Raw genomic sequence first — 18,482 nt, 5'->3', positions numbered from 1 at the left:
GATGACAGCTGCCGTCTCGGTCGCCCCCGTCAAGGACAACTCCGCCCGCCGCAGAGACCTGCTCCGCCACCGCGTACTCGGCAAGCTCCTGCTGCTCGCCGTGGCCGCGGCGGTCCTCGCACCGATCGTCAACGCCCGCTGGTCCAGCGGCACCTGGCCCGGCGCCCTCACCGTCGACATCTCCGAACCGCTCGGCAAGGCCAGCGACTGGATCATCGACAACCGCGACAGCCACCCGCTGTTCGTCTACTTCCTCGGCCACATCAGCAACGCGATCGTCATCTCCATCCGCGCCGTGTACCTCGTGCTGCTCGCCGCAGGCTGGGCCGGCGTGACGGCCGCGGCCGGACTGATCGCCTGGCGCGTCGCGGGCTGGCGCCTCGCCGCCTCCGCCGTGCTCGCCTTCCTCGCGTGCGGCGCCCTCGGCATGTGGGTGCCGACCGTGCAGACGCTCGCGCTCATGGTCGTCGCCGTGTTCGTCTCGGTCGTCCTCGGCGCCGTCCTCGGCCTCGCCGCGGGCCTGAGCGACCGGATGTACCGCGCCCTGCGCCCGGTCCTCGACACCATGCAGGTGTTCCCCGCCTACGCCTACCTCCTCCCGGTCGTCCTCGTCTTCGGCATCGGCGTACCCGCCGCGGTCCTCGCCACCGTCGTCTACGCGGCCCCGCCCATGGCCCGCCTCACGGCGCTCGGCCTGCGCTCCGCCGACGGCGGCGTCATGGAGGCCGTCGCCTCGCTCGGCGCGACCGGCCGTCAGCGCCTGCTGACCGCCCGCCTCCCGCTGGCCCGCAGGGAACTCCTCCTCGGCCTCAACCAGACGATCATGATGGCCCTCTCCATGGCCGTCATCGCCTCCGTCATCGGCGCGGGCGGCCTCGGCGACCGCGTCTACCAGGCACTCGCCTCCGTCGACGTCGGCGCCGCACTCGCCGCCGGCATCCCGATCGTGCTGCTCGCCGTCATCCTGGACCGCGTCACGGGCGCGGCCGGCGAACGGCTCGGCTCCCATGAGCCCCCGGCGTCCTGGAAATGGGGCGTCGTCGCCGTCGGCACCGTAGTGGCCGCCCTCGCGGCCCGCTTCGCCGACCGCCTCGAATGGCCCGACTCCTGGGTCGTGAACATCGCCACCCCCGTCAACGACGCCGTCGACTGGATGACCGACCACCTCTACACCGGCGTCCCCTACGTGGGCGGCACCGCCGACTGGGCCGGCCACTTCACCACCTGGATCCTCGACCCCCTGCGCTCCGGCCTGACCTGGCTGCCCTGGTGGTCGGTGCTGCTGATCGTCGCCGCGCTCGCCTGGCTGATCGGCACCTGGCGCACCGCCCTGACCGCCGTGCTCGCCATGGCCGCGATCGGCGTCCTCGGTGTCTGGAAGCCGTCCCTCGACACGCTCTCCCAGGTCCTGGCCGCGGTCGCCGTGACCCTGGTCCTCGGCTTCGCGATCGGCATCGGGGCCGCCCGCAGCGACCGCCTGGAACGGATGCTGCGCCCGATCCTCGACGTCTTCCAGACGATGCCCCAGTTCGTCTACCTGATCCCGGTCGTCGCCCTCTTCGGCGTCGGCCGCGCCCCCGCCGCGGCCGCGGCGGTCGTCTACGCGCTGCCCGCCGTCGTCCGCATCACCGCTCAGGGGCTGCGCCAGGTCGACCCGTCCGCGATGGAGGCGTCCCGCTCGATGGGCGCCACCACGGCCCAACAGCTGCGACAGGTCCAACTCCCGCTCGCCCGCCCCGCGCTGCTCCTCGCCGTCAACCAGGGCGTCGTCCTGGTCCTCGCCGTCGTCATCATCGGCGGCCTGGTCGGTGGCGGCGCGCTCGGCTACGACGTCGTCTTCGGCCTCGCCCAGGGCGACCTCGCCACCGGCCTCGTCGCGGGCGCCGCGATCGTCTGCCTCGGCCTGATGCTGGACCGCGTGACCCAGCCGACGGAACGCCGTAGCCGTACCGGAAAGGAGGCCTGACATGCCCGGAACCCGAACTCGCAGGACGTTCGCGGCCCTTGCCGGCGCCGGTGCCCTGCTGGCCGTCACCGGCTGTGGCGCCGCCGACATGACCAAGCAGGCGTCCCCGTACGCCAACGCCCAGGGCGCCAGGACGGTGACCCTCTCCGTCCAGTCCTGGGTCGGCGCCCAGGCAAACGTCGCCGTCGCCCAGTACCTCCTGGAGCACGAACTCGGCTACCGCGTCGACACCGTCCAGGTCGACGAGGTCCCCGCCTGGGACGCCCTCAGCCAGGGCCGCGTCGACGCGATCCTGGAGGACTGGGGCCACCCCGAGCAGGAACAGCGCTACGTGAAGGACAAGAAGACCATCGAGAACGGCGGGGACCTCGGCGTCACCGGACACATCGGCTGGTTCGTCCCCACGTACTTCGCCAAGCAGCACCCCGACGTCACGAACTACAAGAACCTCAACAAGTACGCCGCCCAGCTGAAGACCGCGGAGAGCGGTGGCAAGGGGCAGTTGCTGGACGGCTCCCCGTCCTACGTGACGAACGACAAGGCCCTGGTCCAGAACCTGAAGCTGAACTACCAGGTCGTCTTCTCCGGCTCCGAAGCCGCTCAGATCACCCAGATCAAGCAGTTCGCCAAGCAGAAGAAGCCGTTCCTGACGTACTGGTACCAGCCGCAGTGGCTCTTCAAGAAGGTGCCGATGACCGAGGTGAAGCTGCCCGCCTACAAGGAGGGCTGCGACGCCGACCCGAAGAAGGTCGCCTGCGCCTACCCGCAGACCCCGCTGCAGAAGTACCTCAACGCCGACTTCGCCAAGGACGGCGGCAAGGCCGCGGCCCTCCTGAAGAAGTTCCACTGGACGACGGAGGACCAGAACGAGGTCTCCCTTCTGATCGCCGACCAGAAACTCTCGCCGGACGAAGCGGCGAAGAAGTGGATCGACGCTCACCGCTCCACCTGGCAGGCGTGGCTGCCCAAGTAACCGGGCAGGTTCTACGGTGCCGGGTGCCTTTCCTGACGGGGGCACCCGGCACGGTTCTGTCTGGGGCGGGGCGTATCACAGCGGGGCGGGTCACAGCGGGGCGGGGTGGGGCACTTTCCCCGGCTGTTGACTCTCGGTTCAGGCGAGATTCTGCGCGATCTCCCGCAGCGCGGCGGCCGCCCGATGCTGCAACCCGGGCCCGAACGTGATCCGCGTCGCCCCCGCCTCGCCCCACTCCCGCAGCGAAGGCCCCGCGGGCGGCGCCCACGTGTTGATCGGCCCCTCGATCCCGGCCCGCAGCCGGGGCAGCACCTCGACCGGGGCCCCGATCGGATACACACAGTCCGCTCCCGCGGCCACGTACAGACGCGCCCGCTCGATCGCCGCCCCGACCGGATCGTCGACGCCCCTGATGAACGTGTCGATCCGCGCGTTGAGCACGATCCGGTCACCGGCCGCCGCCCGCACCTCGGCCAGCCAGTCGGCCTGCCGGCGTGCGTCCTTGAGCCCCGTGCCGTCCGCAGCCGGGTCCGTGGCCGAGTCCTCCAGGTTGCACCCGACGGCCCCCGTCTCCAGCAGCCGCGCCACCAACTCCTTCGGCGCGAGCCCGTACCCGCCCTCGATGTCCGCGGAGACCGGCACCGACACCGACCGCACGATCCGGGTCACGGCGGCGAACATCTCGTCCGCCGGCGTCTGTCCGTCCTCGTACCCGAGCGACGCCGCGACCCCCGCGCTCGGCGTCGCCAGCGCCGGGAACCCGGCCTCCTCGAAGACCCGCGCACTCACCGCGTCCCACGGACCCGGCAGGACCAACGGGCCGCCGGGGGAGCGGTCGTGGTGCAGCGCGCGCAGGACGTCCACGGGGCGCGCGTCCCCCTGCGGCCGGTCGGGGTTCACCATGCGGGGCCTCCAGGCTCGATCCGGCGACTGACCATCAGCCGGTTCCAACTGTTGATCACAGCGATCACCCCGATGAGATGGGCGAGTTCGGTCTCATCAAAGTGCTTGGCGGCGAACTCGTAGACCTCGTCGGGCACGAACCCCTCCGTGAGCACCGTCACCGCCTCGGTCAGCGCGAGCGCCGCCCGCTCCCGCTCGCTGTACAACTCCCCGGCCTCACGCCATGCGTTGAGCAGCGCAATCCGCTTCGCGCTCTCCCCGTTCTTCCCGACGGCGATGTCGACGTGCATGTCCAGGCAGAACGCGCACTCGTTGACCTGCGAGGCCCGGATCATCACCAGCTCGGCAAGGGCCGGATCCCCGATCCCCTTCTTCGCGGCCGCACTGAACGCGGCCATCGCGTCCCGGACACCGGCGTCCAACTGGGTCATACGCGCGCTCACTTGAAGTCCCCCGCCTTGTAGTGCCCCGGCGCCTGACGGGTGGACACACCGAACCGGTTCCACGCGTTGATCGTCGTGATCGCCGCGATCAACTGGCTCAGCTCCCGCTCGTCGTAGAGCTTCGCCGCCCTCTGGTACACCTCGTCCGGCACGAAACCGTCCGTGAGTACCGTGATGGCCTCCGTCAGTTCGAGCGCGGCGACCTCCTTCTCGGTGTAGAAGTGCTTCGACTCCTCCCAGGCGGAGAGCTGGATGATCCGCTCGACGCTCTCGCCCGCGGCCAGCGCGTCCTTGGAGTGCATGTCCAGGCAGAGCCCACAGTGGTTGATCTGCGAGGCACGGATCTTGACCAGCTCGTACGTCACCGGGTCGAGCCCCTGACGCGCCGCCGCGTCGAGCCGGACCATCGCCTTGAACACCTCGGGCGCGTGCTGGGCCCAGGCGAGCCGCGGCGTGTGCTCGTGCACGTATTCGTTCCCGGAGGAGGCGGGGGTGGCAGCCGTCGTCGTGGTTCCGGTGCTCTCTTGCGTCCTGCTCTCGTGCGTCGTCATGCTTCGAGCCTACGAAGGGATTAGCCCAGGGGTATGGTCCATTCCCATGGCAGAACCCTGGGCCACTTCGCCTTCCGGACAGTCCCTCGGCATCGACCTCCACATCGAGCCCACCGGCTCCGGCCTGCGCCGGGGCCTGACCGACGCGCTCCGGGAGGCCGTACGTGGCGGGCGCCTCGCCCCCGGCACCCGACTGCCCGCCTCACGCACCCTCGCCGCCGACCTGGGCATCGCCCGCAACACCGTCGCCGACGCCTACGCCGACCTCGTCGCCGAAGGCTGGCTCACCGCCCGCCAGGGCTCCGGCACCCGGGTCGCCGAACGCCCCGTCGAGGCCCCCCGCCCGGCCCCTGCCCCCGGCCCCCGGGCTCCCGGCGGGCTCCTCCACGATCTGCACCCCGGCACCCCCGACCTGGCCTCGTTCCCTCGGGCCGAGTGGCTCAAGGCCGCCCGACGCGCCCTGACCGCCGCCCCGAACGACGCCCTGGGCTACGGCGACCCCCGCGGCCGCCTCGAACTGCGTACCGCTCTCGCCGGCTACCTTTCCCGGGCCCGCGGCGTGCACGCCCACCCCGACCGCATCGTCATCTGCGCCGGCTTCGTGCACGGCCTGATGCTGCTCGGCGACGTACTGCGCGGCCGGGGCGTGCGCGACGTCGCCGTGGAAACCTACGGCCTCGACGGCCACTGGAACGTCCTGACCCGCGCTGGCCTGCGCACCCACCCCCTCCCCATCGACGAACTCGGCACGTGTACCGCGGAGTTGGACACCTGGGGGACGAGCGCGGCTTCTCATGGCGGAGGTCCTGCCGGGGCGGCGGCGGGGTCGGGCGTGGCGTCGGGGCTGGGTGTCAAGGCGGAACCGGGCGGGGAAGCGGAACCGGGTGGGGAGGCGGACGGCGCTGGGGCAGTGGTGGGCGGGGGAAGAGGTGTCCAAACACTGGGCGGGAGCGCGGCTGTCGGCGCGGCCCTGCTGACGCCCGCCCATCAATTCCCCATGGGCGTCCCACTCCACCCTGACCGGCGCGCCGCCGTGGTCGACTGGGCGCGTCGCACGGCGGGGCTGATCCTGGAGGACGACTACGACGGCGAATTCCGCTACGACCGCCAGCCTGTAGGCGCACTCCAGGGCCTCGACCCGGAGCGGGTCGTCTACCTGGGCACGGCAAGCAAGTCCCTCGCTCCCGGGCTGCGGCTGGGCTGGATGGTCCTGCCCGCGGGGCTCGCCGATGAGGTCATCGAAGCCAAGGGCTCCACCGACTGGTCGTGCGGCGTCCTCGACCAGCTGACCCTCGCGGAGTTCCTGAACTCCGGTGCCTACGACCGCCATCTGCGCAGCGCCCGCCTGCGCTACCGCCGGCGCCGCGATCAACTCGTCGCCGCCCTGTCCGAACACGCCCCCTCGGTCCACGCCACCGGCATCGCCGCAGGGCTGCACGCGGTCCTCCAACTCCCGCCCGGCACCGAACAGTCCGTGGTCCGTGCCGCCGCCTGGCAACGCCTGGGCGTCGCCGGCCTCTCCAGCCTCCGTCACGAGAACGCCGCCGCCTCGCCCGCCCCGCCCGACGCCTTGGTCGTCGGCTACGGCACCCCACCCGACCACGCCTGGGCCGGCGCCTTGGACGCGTTGTGCCGAGTACTGCCCTGACGGCGAGTGGCGTCTTCTCGGCGCCGGGCCTTGGAGAGGGCGGCGGGGATCAGGGGTCGGCGTGTCTGCTTGGCGCCCTGAGTCGGGGGCTGGGGCTGGAGCCCAAGGGCTGGGGCAGGTCGGGCAGGGGCAGAGCTTTGAGACTGGGACAGGGAGTGGAGTGCCGGCTCGTTCTCGCCTACCGAGCCGGGCTCGCTCACCCCTGGGTGCCTGCTGGGTGGGGCCGCCCCGTTGCCACTCACCGAGCCGGGCCCGCCCGCTACTCGCCCACCTGAGCCGGCTTCGTCTCCTCCATCGTCGGCGCCTCACCGAACCGGGCCAGGGCCAGCGCCCCCGCTACCGCCACCGCGAACCCCGATACCGCCAGCCACCCGAGCCCCGACCGCGTCCGGTCCCCGAGCCACACCACTCCCACCAGCGCCGGGCCCACCGTCTCACCGACGACCATCCCGGCCGTGGCCACGGTCACCGACCCGCGCTGCAACGCCGACGTCAGCAGGAGAAACGCCGCCCCTCCCCCCAGCAACAGCGCATAAGTCGCCGGATTCGACAGCAGCGCCGCCGGTGACACCTCGTCGATGAGCCGCACGCTCACCTCGACCACCCCGAAACCGAACCCCGCGCCGAGCCCCAACGCCAGGGCCCGGCCCCGCCCGGGCAGTCTCCCCGCCCCGGCCCCGATCAGCAGCACCCCGACCGCCACCCCGAGCATCGCGAACCGCAGCGCATCCGAACCGGCCCGCTCGCCCTCGGTCCCCGAAGCCAGCCCCAACATGGCGAGCCCCGCACAGACGGCGCCCACCGCGCCCCACTCGGCGCCCCTCAACCGCACGCGCAGCAGCCATGCGGCAACCACCGCGGTGACCGCCAGGCTTGCGGCGAGCGCCGCCCCCACGGCGTAGATGGGGAGGGACCGCAAGGCCACGATCTGCAGCACGAACCCCAAGCCGTCGAACCCGAGTCCTACGAGGTACCGCCACTGCCGCAACGCCCGCATCAGCAGCGCCGCATCCACCCCTGAACCGGTCCCGGGCTCGGCCGACCGTGCCGCCATCGCCTGTAGCACCGAGGCCGTACCGAAGCAGATCGCGGATCCCAGCGCGCAAATCATTCCAAGAGGCACAAAGCGACTCTAGGGGAAGAGAGGGATAGGCCAGTTTTCCCCTTGCCCGCTCGGCCCGCAGGACGAGGCGGTAGGCGCGGGCGGGCTCAAGCCGCCGATCCCGGAACCGGTTCCGGGATCGGCGCTTTCCGGTGTGTCTTCACTCTTCAGGTGTCAAGGAACTTCCGGATGCCTCCGGGCGCTGCCGTTCACGCGCCAAGTACCGCACGGAGCTGATCGAGCCCCCAGTCCAGGTCCTCCTTACTGATCACCAGGGGCGGGGCGATCCGGATCGTGGAGCCATGGGTGTCCTTGACCAGCACTCCCCGGCCCATCAACTTCTCCGAGATCTCCCGGCCCGTCCCGTACGCCGGATCGATGTCGACGCCCGCCCAGAGTCCGCGGCCCCGCACCTCTGTCACCTTGCCCGTCCCGGTCAACAGGCCCAGCTCGGCGTGCAGATGCTCGCCCAGCTCCGCGGCTCGCTGCTGGAACTCCCCGCCGCGCAGCATCGCGATCACCTCGATGGCCACAGCGCACGCGAGCGGATTGCCGCCGAAGGTCGACCCGTGCTCGCCCGGCCGGAACACCCCCAGCACCGCCTTGCTCGACACGACCGCCGAGACCGGTACGACGCCGCCTCCGAGCGCCTTGCCCAGCACATACATGTCGGGGACTACGCCTTCGTGCTCGCATGCGAACGTGCGCCCTGTCCGTCCCAGCCCCGACTGGATCTCGTCCGCGATGAACAGCACACTGCGCTCGCGCGTCAACTCGCGCACGCCCGCGAGGTAACCGGCCGGCGGCACCAGCACCCCCGCCTCGCCCTGGATCGGCTCCAGAAGGACCGCCACCGTGTCCTCGGTGACTGCCTCCTGGAGCGCCGCCAGGTCCCCGTACGGGACGATGTCGAACCCCGGCGTGTACGGCCCGAAGTCCGCTCGGGCCTCCGGGTCCGTGGAGAAGCTGACGATCGTCGTCGTCCGGCCGTGGAAGTTGTCGCTCGCGACCACGATCCGTGCCCGCCCGTCCGGCACCCCCTTGACCCGGTACCCCCACTTACGGGCGGTCTTCACGGCGGTCTCCACCGCCTCCGCCCCCGTGTTCATCGGCAGCACCATCTCCATGCCGCACAACTCGGCGAGCCGCGTACAGAACTCGGCGAACCGGTCGTGATGGAAGGCCCGCGAGGTCAGGGTGACCCGCTCCAGCTGATCCTTGGCAGCCTCGATCAGCCGTCGGTTTCCGTGCCCGAAGTTGAGCGCGGAGTACCCGGCGAGCATGTCCAGATAGCGGTGCCCCTCGACGTCCGTCATCCATGCGCCCTCAGCCGTGGCGACCACGACGGGCAGCGGGTGATAGTTGTGCGCGCTGTGCTCGTCGGAGGCAGCGATCAAGCCCTCCGACGTGGCGCGTGGGTCCTCGGCGGCATCGGCGGAAGTCACAGAAGTCACGGGATCTCCGTTCTTACGGCTCTGAAGGCCTTGCGGCTCTTACGGCGCGAGACGGGTTTGTAACCCTTTCCTATCGTCGCTCGCATCATGGACGCGGAAACCTTGTGCAGGGGCGAGCCCGGTAGGGTGATTCCCGGGCCGTGACTGGCGCGCTGGGATGGGACCGACCATCGGGGAGCGGCCCGTGAACTGTGTGCCGTGCGCCTGGGCCGAACCGTGCTCCGCCCCATGTGCCCGACTCCGGTCGGGCCGGGGAGAACCCGTCCCGGAGGTCCGTCATGCCAGAGCCCACTCCTTCCTCCTCCTTGTCGACCGAGTCCGTCGCCTTCCGTAGCGCCCTCGATGTGATCCGGGGTGTGGAGCCCCGGGTCGCCGACGCCATCGGCCAGGAGATCGCCGACCAGCGCGAAATGCTCAAGCTGATCGCCAGCGAGAACTACGCGTCTCCGGCCACCCTGCTGGCGATGGGAAACTGGTTCAGCGACAAGTACGCCGAGGGCACCGTCGGCCGACGCTTCTATGCGGGCTGCCGCAACGTCGACACCGTCGAGTCCCTGGCCGCCGAGCACGCCCGTGAACTCTTCGGCGCTCAGCACGCCTATGTGCAGCCGCACTCCGGCATCGACGCCAACCTCGTCGCCTTCTGGGCCGTCCTCGCGGACCGCGTCGAGGCCCCCGCCCTGAAGCGGGCCGGCGTGCGCAACGTGAACGACCTGTCCGACGCCGACTGGGCCGAGCTGCGTCAGGCCTTCGGTAACCAGCGCATGCTCGGCATGTCCCTGGACGCCGGCGGCCACCTCACCCATGGATTCCGGCCCAACATCTCCGGCAAGATGTTCGACCAGCGCAGCTATGGCACCGATCCGGCTTCCGGGCTCCTGGACTACGAGGCGCTGCGCGCCACAGCCCGCGAGTTCAAGCCGCTGATCATCGTCGCCGGATACTCCGCTTACCCGCGCCTGGTGAACTTCCGCATCATGCGGGAGATCGCCGACGAGGTCGGGGCGACGCTGATGGTCGACATGGCGCACTTCGCCGGTCTCGTCGCCGGCAAGGTCCTCACCGGAGACTTCGACCCGGTGCCGCACGCCCAGATCGTCACCACGACCACCCACAAGTCGCTGCGCGGCCCGCGCGGCGGCATGGTCCTGTGCGACGACTCGCTCGCCGACCAGGTCGACCGCGGGTGCCCGATGGTGCTGGGCGGGCCGCTTCCGCACGTCATGGCAGCCAAGGCCGTCGCCCTCGCCGAGGCCCGCCGCCCCGACTTCCGCGGCTACGCCCAGGCCGTCGTCGACAACGCTCGCTCCCTGGCCGAGGGACTCACCCGGCGGGGAGCCACCCTGGTCACCGGTGGTACGGACAACCACCTCAATCTGATCGATGTCGCCACCTCCTATGGTCTGACCGGCCGACAGGCCGAGTCCGCGCTTCTTGATTCCGGCATCGTCACCAACCGCAACGCCATCCCCGCCGACCCGAACGGCGCTTGGTACACCTCCGGTATCCGCATCGGCACCCCCGCCCTCACCACCCGTGGACTGGGTGCGACCGAGATGGACGAGATCGCCGCGCTCATCCACCGCGTCCTCGCGGCTACCGAGCCCGGCACCACCAGCAAGGGCGCCGTCTCGAAGGCCCAGCACGTCCTGGAGGCCAAGGTCGCCGACGAGGTCTCCCACCGGGCCGCCGACCTCCTCTCCGGCTTCCCGCTCTACCCGGGTGTCGACCTCACCTGAGCCCTGACCGCCGCCTCCGCCTGGGCCAACCCGGACGGAGGCGGCGCCGTCTCCTCTCTCGAATCAGGAACGTGCTCACCAGACGGCCCCAGGTCTCGCAGCTCCTGTCGAGGCCCCGGATCCATGCGCCTGCGAGCCGATGCCAGAGACTCCGGGAGACGCGTCACCAGCGGGCGCAGCAGCAGAGCCGCCGCGACTCCGGCGACCAAGCCGGGGAGTATCCACCACCAGCCGGTGCCATCGCCCTGTGCCGTCGCTGCGGCCGGTCCAGGCGCGCTGGCGGCCGTGCCTGGACCGGCCGCAGGAATGCCGGGGGCCTCCGGGCTGGGAAATATGGGAGGAGCCCCTCCCGTCGATCGCTTGCCCATCACGCCCAGCTCGTGCAGCAGCGATCGCAGCTCGGTCGGCTTCTCAGCCCTGTGCCAGTAGCCGCTGAACGTCTGGGGGATGGTCGTGGACGTGTATATCCAGACCTCTTTGGTGGCCGGTGTGTCCGGATAGACGCGGTCCACTCGCCAAGGCTGCACGTCGTGGAGCAGCCAGGTCATGTTGAGCTGTCGCCCCGCGCCGACGCCAAGCCCGGGCGGCAGTTTCTCGTGTCCTTCGCCCGGCTTGCCGAGCAGACTGCCGAGTCGCCGGTATCCCTTGTCGCTGAAGTAGAGCGACGCGCTCTGCTTGCTCTCCGGCGAAACGACGAGGACGCTCGTAGGCCCACCGGCCATTGCTTGGGATCCACTCCACACGACCATGACCAGTGCGACAGCGAGCCCTGTGATCAGTGCTGCCACTCTCTGTACCGCACGCATCCGACGCCCCCGATTCGCTCCCCGCACGGCTCGTCCGTAGCGGTTCACTTCTGGTACACCGCTCGAGCTGTCGAGGTTCCCAATCCGGCGGGAGGTCTTTTGCCGATGGCCGCCAGAGCTTGTCCGGCGCATCATGCGGCAGTGGGTGACCGTGGCTCCTCAGCGCGTGACGGAGGCCGGGTGTGCGGGTAGGCCCTAGCGTGGATCCCGGGTCGACTTCGCGATTTTCAGCGCTTCGTCGGCGGATGTGACGCCTTCCAACCGCAGCGTGAGATCGGAGCCGCGCCTCCACAGCAGTGTCGGCCCCGCAGCGCGTGCCGACCGAGCCCACCGTTCGCCGTGCTCGTCGTACATCCAGAAGCTCAGCCGGTGCTCGCGCTCGAACCACAGCCCAGTGTCACCGTCCACCGTCACCCAACGTGGACGGACCGGGACGGTCTTGGTGAAGGCGAGGTCTAGGTAGGCCGGATACTCGTCGAGCCGTATGGTGCGGTCCCCGTCTTGCCAGCACAGGGTGAGCAGAGCGCGATCGCCACGCTCGCGGGTGACCGTGATCGCGTCGGGCGTCCCCAGCTCGGACGGGAACAGCGGCTCGAAACCGGCCCGGCGCACCGCCTGCTCCAGAGAGACGGAGCCACCGCAGTCCGGGACGTGGGCAGCGGCCGACGGCGCTGCCGACGGGTCGTAGTGCACCTCGACACCACCGAAACTGAACCACTCCGTGACCGCCGCCCGCACGGGAGGCGTGAACACGACGATCGTCGCAACCCCGCACAGCGCAGCCACCAGAGCCCGCCAGCGCATCCGCGCCCAGCGCCGTATCCGACGGAGGAGCCTTCGCGGTCCCTGCGGCTCGGCGACCGGCGTGGGCACACGCTCGGCGAGTATCTGCCTCAGCACGCGCTCCGCCATCGTCTCGCCCGCGCCTTCCGGGCCCTCCAGGAGCCGGCCCAGCGATCGCAGTTCGTCAGGCAGCCCTTGCTCGTCATCGCGTCGCTCCTCCACGCTTGTCACCTCCCCTCTTCAACCGCTGCGTCGGTACCGAGGCCGGCTCCTGTCCCGCGGGCAACAACTGGCCGAGCCTGCGCAGCGCGCGATTGAGGCGGGACTTGACCGTGCCGCGCGGCCAACCGAGCGCTTGTGCCGTCTCCGACTCGTCCATCTCCAACAGGTAGCGATAGGTGACGACGAGCCGATGCTCCTCGCTCAGCAGCTCCAGCGCGCCGAGCAGCTCGGACCGGCGCTCTATTTCGACCGCCGCGACCGCCGGATCGGCCGACTCCGGTATCAGCGGCTCGGCCTCGACCATGGCGGCCTCCCGGCCCGCGACGGAGCGCTGCCGCCCCACCGTCCTCACTGTGTTCCTCGTCTCATTGGCGACGATCTTGAGCAGCCACGGCTTGAACGCCGAACCGTCCCTGAACCGCCCCAAGCTGCAGTACGCCTTGAAAAAGGACTGCTGCACCACGTCTTCCGCATCCGCTCCCGCGCCCAGCGCCACCGCGGCCCGCAGGGCCACTCCCGTGAAGGCGCGGACCAACTCCGCGTACGCCTCCGGCTCTCCGGCGCGCACGCGGGCGATCACCGCACCTTCGTCGACGACGCGGCCCCCCTCCAGGACTTCCCCCTGTGCCCTCACACCTTTGATACACCGGCCGACATCGATCGGTTCCCACCCGGCCCGCACGAGTTCTCACAGTCCGTCACGCCTGGGCCCATGCCCGCGCGCACGTCTTCCGCAGGTGGTGTGAGCGCGTCGCGCACCTGGGCCCGAGCAATGAGAGACACCTGAGAGAATGAGGGGCATGGCCTCTGATAGTCCCCGCGTGCTCTCCGGTATCCAGCCCACCGCAGGCTCGTTCCACCTCGGCAACTACCTCGGCGCCGTCCGCCAATGGGTAGCGCTGCAGGAGTCTCACGACGCCTTCTACATGGTGGTGGACCTGCACGCGATCACGGTTCCGCAGGATCCGAAGGAACTGCTTGCGAACACTCGGCTCGCAGCCGCCCAGCTCCTGGCCGCCGGTCTCGACCCGGACCGCTGCACGCTGTTCGTCCAGAGCCACGTTCCCGAGCACGCTCAGCTCGGCTGGATCATGAACTGCCTCACAGGGTTCGGTGAGGCGAGCCGCATGACGCAGTTCAAGGACAAGTCCGCCAAGCAGGGCACCGACCGTGCGACCGTCGGCCTCTTCACCTACCCGATCCTTCAGGTCGCGGACATCCTCCTCTACCAGGCCAACCAGGTCCCGGTCGGTGAGGATCAGCGCCAGCACATCGAGCTGACACGTGACCTGGCCGAGCGCTTCAACGGCCGCTTCGGGGAAACCTTCACCATCCCGGCGCCGTACATCCTGAAGGAGACGGCCAAGATCTACGACCTTCAGGACCCGTCGATCAAGATGAGCAAGTCGGCGTCGACTCCCAAGGGCCTCATCAACCTCCTCGACGAGCCGAAGACCACCGCGAAGAAGGTCAAGAGCGCGGTCACCGACACCGACACCGTGATCCGCTACGACGCGGTGAACAAGCCGGGTGTCAGCAACTTGCTCACCATCTACTCCACCCTCACCGGCACCGGTATCCCGGAACTGGAGCAGAAGTACGAGGGCAAGATGTACGGTGCGCTCAAGACGGACCTGGCTGAGGTCATGGTGGACTTCGTGACGCCGTTCCGGACCCGCACCCAGGAATACCTGGACGACCCGGAGACGCTCGACTCGATCCTGGCCAAGGGCGCGGAGAAGGCGCGGGCCGTCGCCGCCGAGACTCTTTCCCAGGCGTACGAAAAGGTCGGCTTCCTGCCCGCCAAGCACTGAACCCGGACCAGCCGCACGTCCCGCCCGCACGCCCACCACACGATGACAGGAGTACGACGTGGGGACCGTAACGATCGGTGTATCGATCGCGGTCCCGGAGCCTCACGGCAGCCTGCTCCAGGAGCGGCGTGCGGGCTTCGGCGACCCCGCAGCGCACGGTATTCCCACGCACATCACGCTGCTCCCGCCGACCGAGGTGGAGGCCGGGGACCTGCCGGCGATCGAGGCGCACCTGCTGGAGGTCGCGGGCTCTGGGCGGCCTTTCGCCATGCGCCTTTCGGGGACGGGAACCTTCCGTCCGCTGTCGCCCGTTGTGTTCGTGCAGGTCGTCGAGGGCGCCGAAGCCTGCACCTGGCTGCAGAAGCAGGTGCGCGACGCGTCGGGGCCCGTCGCGCGCGAGCTGCAGTTCCCGTACCACCCCCACGTCACCGTGGCGCACGGCATCGCCGAGGAGGCGATGGACCACGCCTTCGAAGAACTGGCCGACTACGAAGCGGCGTGGCCGTGCAATGGCTTTGCCCTCTACGAGCAGGGCGCGGACGGCATCTGGCGAAGGCTGCGGGATTTCACTTTCGGCAAACCCACGCTCCCGGCACAGGCCCCTGACCGCACGACGCGGGGACGGCGGCTGCCCGCCCGCTGATCCGGGCCGGACAGCGCGCACCACGCGGGGAGGCGGTGCCCACCCCGCTCGCCCGGGGGAGGAACGTGCTGCGTAGAGGAGTGTCAGACCGGGAGCCTGCGAAATAGCGGCCGCGGCGCGTGTCGCAGCGCAGACATGACCACGCGTAGCGTTCCCGGTACCCAGACGGTCTCCGACCGGCGACGGAGCCCTGTCTCGATGGCGTGTGCCACCGCCTCTGGCGTCGTGGCCATCGGAGCTTCGGCCATGCCTGCCGTCATCTTCGACCGCACGAACCCGGGCCGCACCACCATGACGTGGACGCCTGTGCCGTGCAGCGCGTCACCCAGTCCCTGCGCGAACGCGTCGAGACCCGCCTTGCTCGACCCATAGATGAAATTGGCGCGGCGGGCCCGCTCACCCGCGACCGACGACAGCACCACCAACGAACCGTGCCCCTGGGCTTGCAACGCCCTGGCACAGATCAGACCGGTCGAGACGGCGCCGGTGTAATTGGTCTGCGCGACACGCACGGCTGCCAACGGCTCGCCCTCGTCGCGGGCCTGGTCGCCCAGGATGCCGAAAGCCAGCAGCACCATGTCGATGTCGCCTTCGGCGAAGACCTTGCCCAGAGTCTCCTCGTGGGACTCCGGATCCAGGGCGTCGAACGGGACGGCACGGGCGTCGGCGCCCAATTCACGCAGTTGCGCCGCCGCGCTGTCGAGGGCGGGGGACGGGCGGCCCGCGAGCCAGACGGTGCGGGTACGTCGGGCAATGAGCCGGCGGGCTGTCGCGAGCGCAATCTCGGACGTGCCGCCGAGGATGAGCAGGGACTGGGGGATGCCGAAGGCGTCCTTCATGAAAATCAAACTCCCAGGGGCAGAAGTGGGTGGCGGTGAGCCGGCATGCGAGAGGCCCGCGATTCGAGTCCGAAAATCGAGGATCGGGGATCGGGAACCTGATCGGCTCGAGCGGTGTATCAAAAGTGCGAGGGCGCGGAGGTTCCGCGCCGACGACGGATCGGGTGGTTCAAGTGGCCGTGGAAATGGGTGAGTTGCGGGACGCGTGGTCGGGTCGGATGGCGAAGGGGAGTGGAAAGAAATGCGGAGGCGTTCGCATGTGGATTCAGCGCATGGCCCGGGCTCTGCCGAGGCTCAAAGATCCAGCCGTCGGGACAGGTCTGAGCGGAACACGCCTCGTGGATCCAGCCGTGCGCGAAGGGAGCGGAAGTCCTCCAGTCGCGGATACATGGCGGAGAGGAGTTCGGGGCGCAGCCGGGAGTCCTTGGCGAGATAGATACGCCCGTCCGCAGCGACCACCTCCTCGTCGAGTTCATCGAGGAAAGCGCCGAGTTCCGGCAGGTTCGCGGGGATGTCGAGAGCGAGGGTCCATCCCGCCATGGGAAAGGAAAGCCAGCCGGGGTCCCCTTCGCCGAACCGCTTGAGCACCGCGAGGAAGGAAGGGCAACCACGGTCGGAGATGCGTTTCACAATGCGGTGAAGCGACTCCTCCTTCCCGTATCCGACGACGAATTGGTACTGCACGAAACCGCTGCGCCCATAGATGCGGTTCCAGTGGGGGACGCCGTCGAGGGGATGGAAGAACGTGGAAAGTTTCTGGATTTCACCGACGCGGGATTTGGGCGCCTTGCGGTACCACAGCTCATTGAAGAGCCCGACGGTGGTACGGCCCAGCAGGCCTTCGGGCAGAAAGGAGGGAGCGGAGGGGAGCCGTCCTGGGCGGAAGGCCAGTGGAGATCGCCGCGCTCGGGCGGGCAGGGCGTCCAGTGGAGCGTGGTCACCGCGGGTGAGGACGGAGCGGCCCATCGCAGCTCCGCGGGCCAGCAGATCGATCCAGGCGACCGAATAGCGGTAGCGATGATCGGTGGCGGTGAGGCGGGACATCAAGTCGTCGAGGTCCGTGGCGCGTTCGGTGTCGACGGACATCAGCGAGGTCTCGACGCGCTGAAGGCGGACGGTGGCCGTGAGGATGACTCCGGTCAGCCCCATGCCGCCGGTGGTGGCGTCGAAAAGTTCGGTGCCGCGTTCGACGATCCGGACCTCGCCATCGGCGGTGAGGAGCTCCAGCGCGAGGACGTGGCGGGCGAACGACCCGGAGACGTGGTGGTTCTTGCCGTGGATGTCGGCGCCGATCGCCCCACCGACCGTGACATAGCGGGTCCCCGGGGAGACCGGGACGAACCAGCCGAGAGGAAGGAGTACTTCCATCAGCCTGTGCAGCGAGATTCCCGCGTCGCACAGCACGGTGCCGCCGGCGGCGTCGATGGCGTGGATCTGGTCCAGGCCGGTCATGTCCAGGACGGCGCCGCCCGCGTTCTGCGCCGCGTCTCCGTAAGCCCGCCCCAAGCCACGGGCAATGCTGCCCCGGCGGCCGGGGGCAGCGCATTCCCGGACTGCCGCCAGGGTCTCCTCGTAGGAGCGGGGGCGCACCAGATGCGCGGATGTGGGGGCCGTACGACCCCAGCCGGTGACAGGCACGGTGTCGTACCCAGGCATCGAGGGTGCACCCGGGGCCGGGGCCGGGGCCGGGGCCGGGGCTGGGGCTGGAGAAGCGGGCGCGGGCGCCGATGCGGAGGTGGGGCCGGGCAGGGGGGCAGCGACGGGTGCGGGTGCGGAAGTGGGGGTGGAGACAGGGTCGGCAGCCATGTGCGCGACCGTATCGTTCCAAGAAGATGGATTCACCCTAAAACTACTGATTCCTCCCCGAAATGGGTGATTGATCGAGTGTCATCCTAAAATGCCCAAGATGTAGATGTTTTGAGATTCAGAGTGGGCCACATGAACGACATGGACCGCCGACTGCTGACGGCACTGCGCGACTGTGGCACCGACCGGCGCGTGGCCGGGGCGGCGCGGGCGCTGTCCTGGGCCGGTGAACACGGGGCGCTGTGGCTGGCGGCCGGCCTGCTAGGTGCTGCGGCCGACCGTGAGCGGCGTCCGGCGTGGCTGCGCGGGACTGCTCTCACTGCGGGGGCGCATCTGGCCAGCATGGGCATGAAGCGGGTGGTGCGCAGGCCGAGGCCGGGTGCGGAGGCGGGTGCCGAGCCGCTGGTGCGGACGGCGGGGAAGCACTCGTTCCCCAGCTCGCATGCGACGTCGGCGGCCGCGGCGGCGGTCGCGTACGGGGCGTTGGGACCGATGGGGGCACGTCTGATTCCACCGCTGGCCGCCGCGGTGTGCGTCTCGCGGATGGTGGTCGGCGTGCACTACCCCTCCGATGTCGCGGCGGGCGCGGCGCTGGGGGCACTCACGGCGCGGCTCGGGGCGCGCTGGATGACGGGGGGTGAGGCGCGATGACGGAGCGCATGGAGAGGGCGGAGCGGCGGAGCGGGGGAGCAGAAGCAGCGGGCGGGGCGCGCGAGTTGGAGACGTTGGACGGCTTGGACGGCGGCCGTGGGGTGCTTGGAGAGGGACGGAACGGACAAGGGGGTGAGGA

16 protein-coding genes and 1 riboswitch are annotated in these 18,482 nt (G+C 70.0%); of the genes, 7 read left to right on the top strand and 9 right to left on the bottom strand.

Features of this window, described 5'->3' with window-relative positions; translation table 11 throughout:
* Position 1 precedes the first annotated feature (1 nt).
* Both AB0J02_RS29850 and AB0J02_RS29845 read left to right on the top strand, forming a co-directional pair.
* A complete protein-coding gene (locus AB0J02_RS29850; RefSeq protein WP_363196894.1) occupies positions 2-1,966 on the top strand; it encodes an ABC transporter permease subunit in 1,965 nt (654 codons plus the stop codon).
* Position 1,967: 1 nt separating this feature from the next.
* Positions 1,968-2,939: an ABC transporter substrate-binding protein gene (locus tag AB0J02_RS29845; protein WP_363196893.1), complete on the top strand. Its 972-nt coding sequence runs from the start codon at positions 1,968-1,970 to the stop codon at positions 2,937-2,939.
* Positions 2,940-3,077: 138 nt separating this feature from the next.
* On the opposite strand, the gene AB0J02_RS29840 is transcribed toward AB0J02_RS29845, so the two are convergent.
* From AB0J02_RS29840 to AB0J02_RS29830, 3 genes are read right to left on the bottom strand one after another with little or no spacing between them, the layout of a single operon-like run.
* Positions 3,078-3,842 (bottom strand): isocitrate lyase/phosphoenolpyruvate mutase family protein, encoded by a 765-nt coding sequence (locus AB0J02_RS29840; protein ID WP_363196892.1) that lies wholly within the window; start codon positions 3,840-3,842, stop codon positions 3,078-3,080.
* A complete protein-coding gene (locus tag AB0J02_RS29835; protein WP_363196891.1) occupies positions 3,836-4,273 on the bottom strand; it encodes a carboxymuconolactone decarboxylase family protein in 438 nt (145 codons plus the stop codon). Before AB0J02_RS29835 ends, AB0J02_RS29840 begins: the two co-directional genes overlap by 7 nt.
* An 8-nt stretch (positions 4,274-4,281) precedes the next feature.
* Positions 4,282-4,836, bottom strand: a complete 555-nt coding sequence (locus tag AB0J02_RS29830; RefSeq protein ID WP_363196890.1) for a carboxymuconolactone decarboxylase family protein — start codon at positions 4,834-4,836, stop codon at positions 4,282-4,284.
* A gap of 46 nt (positions 4,837-4,882) precedes the next feature.
* On the opposite strand from AB0J02_RS29830, the gene AB0J02_RS29825 reads away from it, so the two are divergent.
* A complete protein-coding gene (locus AB0J02_RS29825; protein ID WP_363196889.1) occupies positions 4,883-6,484 on the top strand; it encodes a PLP-dependent aminotransferase family protein in 1,602 nt (533 codons plus the stop codon).
* A 259-nt stretch (positions 6,485-6,743) separates the two neighbouring features.
* Here AB0J02_RS29825 and AB0J02_RS29820 read toward each other — a convergent pair whose 3' ends face one another.
* Together AB0J02_RS29820 and rocD are read right to left on the bottom strand one after the other, a co-directional pair.
* Positions 6,744-7,595, bottom strand: a complete 852-nt coding sequence (locus tag AB0J02_RS29820; RefSeq protein ID WP_363196935.1) for a hypothetical protein — start codon at positions 7,593-7,595, stop codon at positions 6,744-6,746.
* A gap of 200 nt (positions 7,596-7,795) precedes the next feature.
* Positions 7,796-9,031 (bottom strand): ornithine--oxo-acid transaminase, encoded by a 1,236-nt coding sequence (gene rocD / locus AB0J02_RS29815; protein ID WP_363196934.1) that lies wholly within the window; start codon positions 9,029-9,031, stop codon positions 7,796-7,798.
* A gap of 139 nt (positions 9,032-9,170) precedes the next feature.
* Positions 9,171-9,257, top strand: a riboswitch (ZMP/ZTP riboswitch).
* 61 nt (positions 9,258-9,318) lie between these two features.
* Here rocD and AB0J02_RS29810 point away from each other — a divergent pair.
* Entirely contained in the window at positions 9,319-10,779 is a 1,461-nt protein-coding gene (locus AB0J02_RS29810; RefSeq protein ID WP_363196888.1) for a glycine hydroxymethyltransferase, read from the top strand.
* A 1,001-nt stretch (positions 10,780-11,780) separates the two neighbouring features.
* On the opposite strand, the gene AB0J02_RS29805 is transcribed toward AB0J02_RS29810, so the two are convergent.
* Together AB0J02_RS29805 and AB0J02_RS29800 are read right to left on the bottom strand one after the other, a co-directional pair.
* A complete protein-coding gene (locus AB0J02_RS29805) occupies positions 11,781-12,590 on the bottom strand; it encodes a hypothetical protein (RefSeq protein WP_363196887.1) in 810 nt (269 codons plus the stop codon).
* On the bottom strand, positions 12,571-13,170 hold the full coding sequence (locus AB0J02_RS29800) for a sigma-70 family RNA polymerase sigma factor (protein WP_363196933.1): 600 nt from the start codon (positions 13,168-13,170) through the stop codon (positions 12,571-12,573). Before AB0J02_RS29800 ends, AB0J02_RS29805 begins: the two co-directional genes overlap by 20 nt.
* 220 nt (positions 13,171-13,390) lie before the next feature.
* Here AB0J02_RS29800 and trpS point away from each other — a divergent pair, with 220 nt between their 5' ends.
* Together trpS and AB0J02_RS29790 are read left to right on the top strand one after the other, a co-directional pair.
* Positions 13,391-14,404: a tryptophan--tRNA ligase gene (trpS, locus tag AB0J02_RS29795; protein ID WP_363196886.1), complete on the top strand. Its 1,014-nt coding sequence runs from the start codon at positions 13,391-13,393 to the stop codon at positions 14,402-14,404.
* 58 nt (positions 14,405-14,462) lie between these two features.
* Positions 14,463-15,047, top strand: a complete 585-nt coding sequence (locus AB0J02_RS29790) for a 2'-5' RNA ligase family protein (protein ID WP_363196885.1) — start codon at positions 14,463-14,465, stop codon at positions 15,045-15,047.
* An 83-nt stretch (positions 15,048-15,130) separates the two neighbouring features.
* Here the strand turns inward: AB0J02_RS29790 and AB0J02_RS29785 are convergent, their stop codons facing one another.
* Positions 15,131-15,886, bottom strand: coding sequence for a decaprenylphospho-beta-D-erythro-pentofuranosid-2-ulose 2-reductase (locus AB0J02_RS29785; RefSeq protein WP_363196884.1), 756 nt, complete (start codon positions 15,884-15,886; stop codon positions 15,131-15,133).
* Positions 15,887-16,180: 294 nt separating this feature from the next.
* Complete coding sequence (locus tag AB0J02_RS29780) at positions 16,181-17,542, bottom strand: FAD-binding oxidoreductase (RefSeq protein WP_363196883.1); 1,362 nt, start codon at positions 17,540-17,542, stop codon at positions 16,181-16,183.
* A 282-nt stretch (positions 17,543-17,824) separates the two neighbouring features.
* Here AB0J02_RS29780 and AB0J02_RS29775 point away from each other — a divergent pair, with 282 nt between their 5' ends.
* Positions 17,825-18,343 carry a phosphatase PAP2 family protein gene (locus AB0J02_RS29775; RefSeq protein WP_363196882.1) on the top strand — a complete coding sequence of 173 codons (519 nt, stop codon included), beginning with the start codon at positions 17,825-17,827 and terminating at the stop codon, positions 18,341-18,343.
* The last annotated feature ends 139 nt before the right edge of the window (positions 18,344-18,482 follow it).

Origin of the sequence: Streptomyces sp. NPDC050264, assembly GCF_040655895.1 — a bacterium.
Taxonomy (GTDB): domain Bacteria; phylum Actinomycetota; class Actinomycetes; order Streptomycetales; family Streptomycetaceae; genus Streptomyces.
The sequence above is the reverse complement of the archived record's forward strand: the minus strand, read 5'-3'. Positions and strand labels throughout refer to the sequence as shown.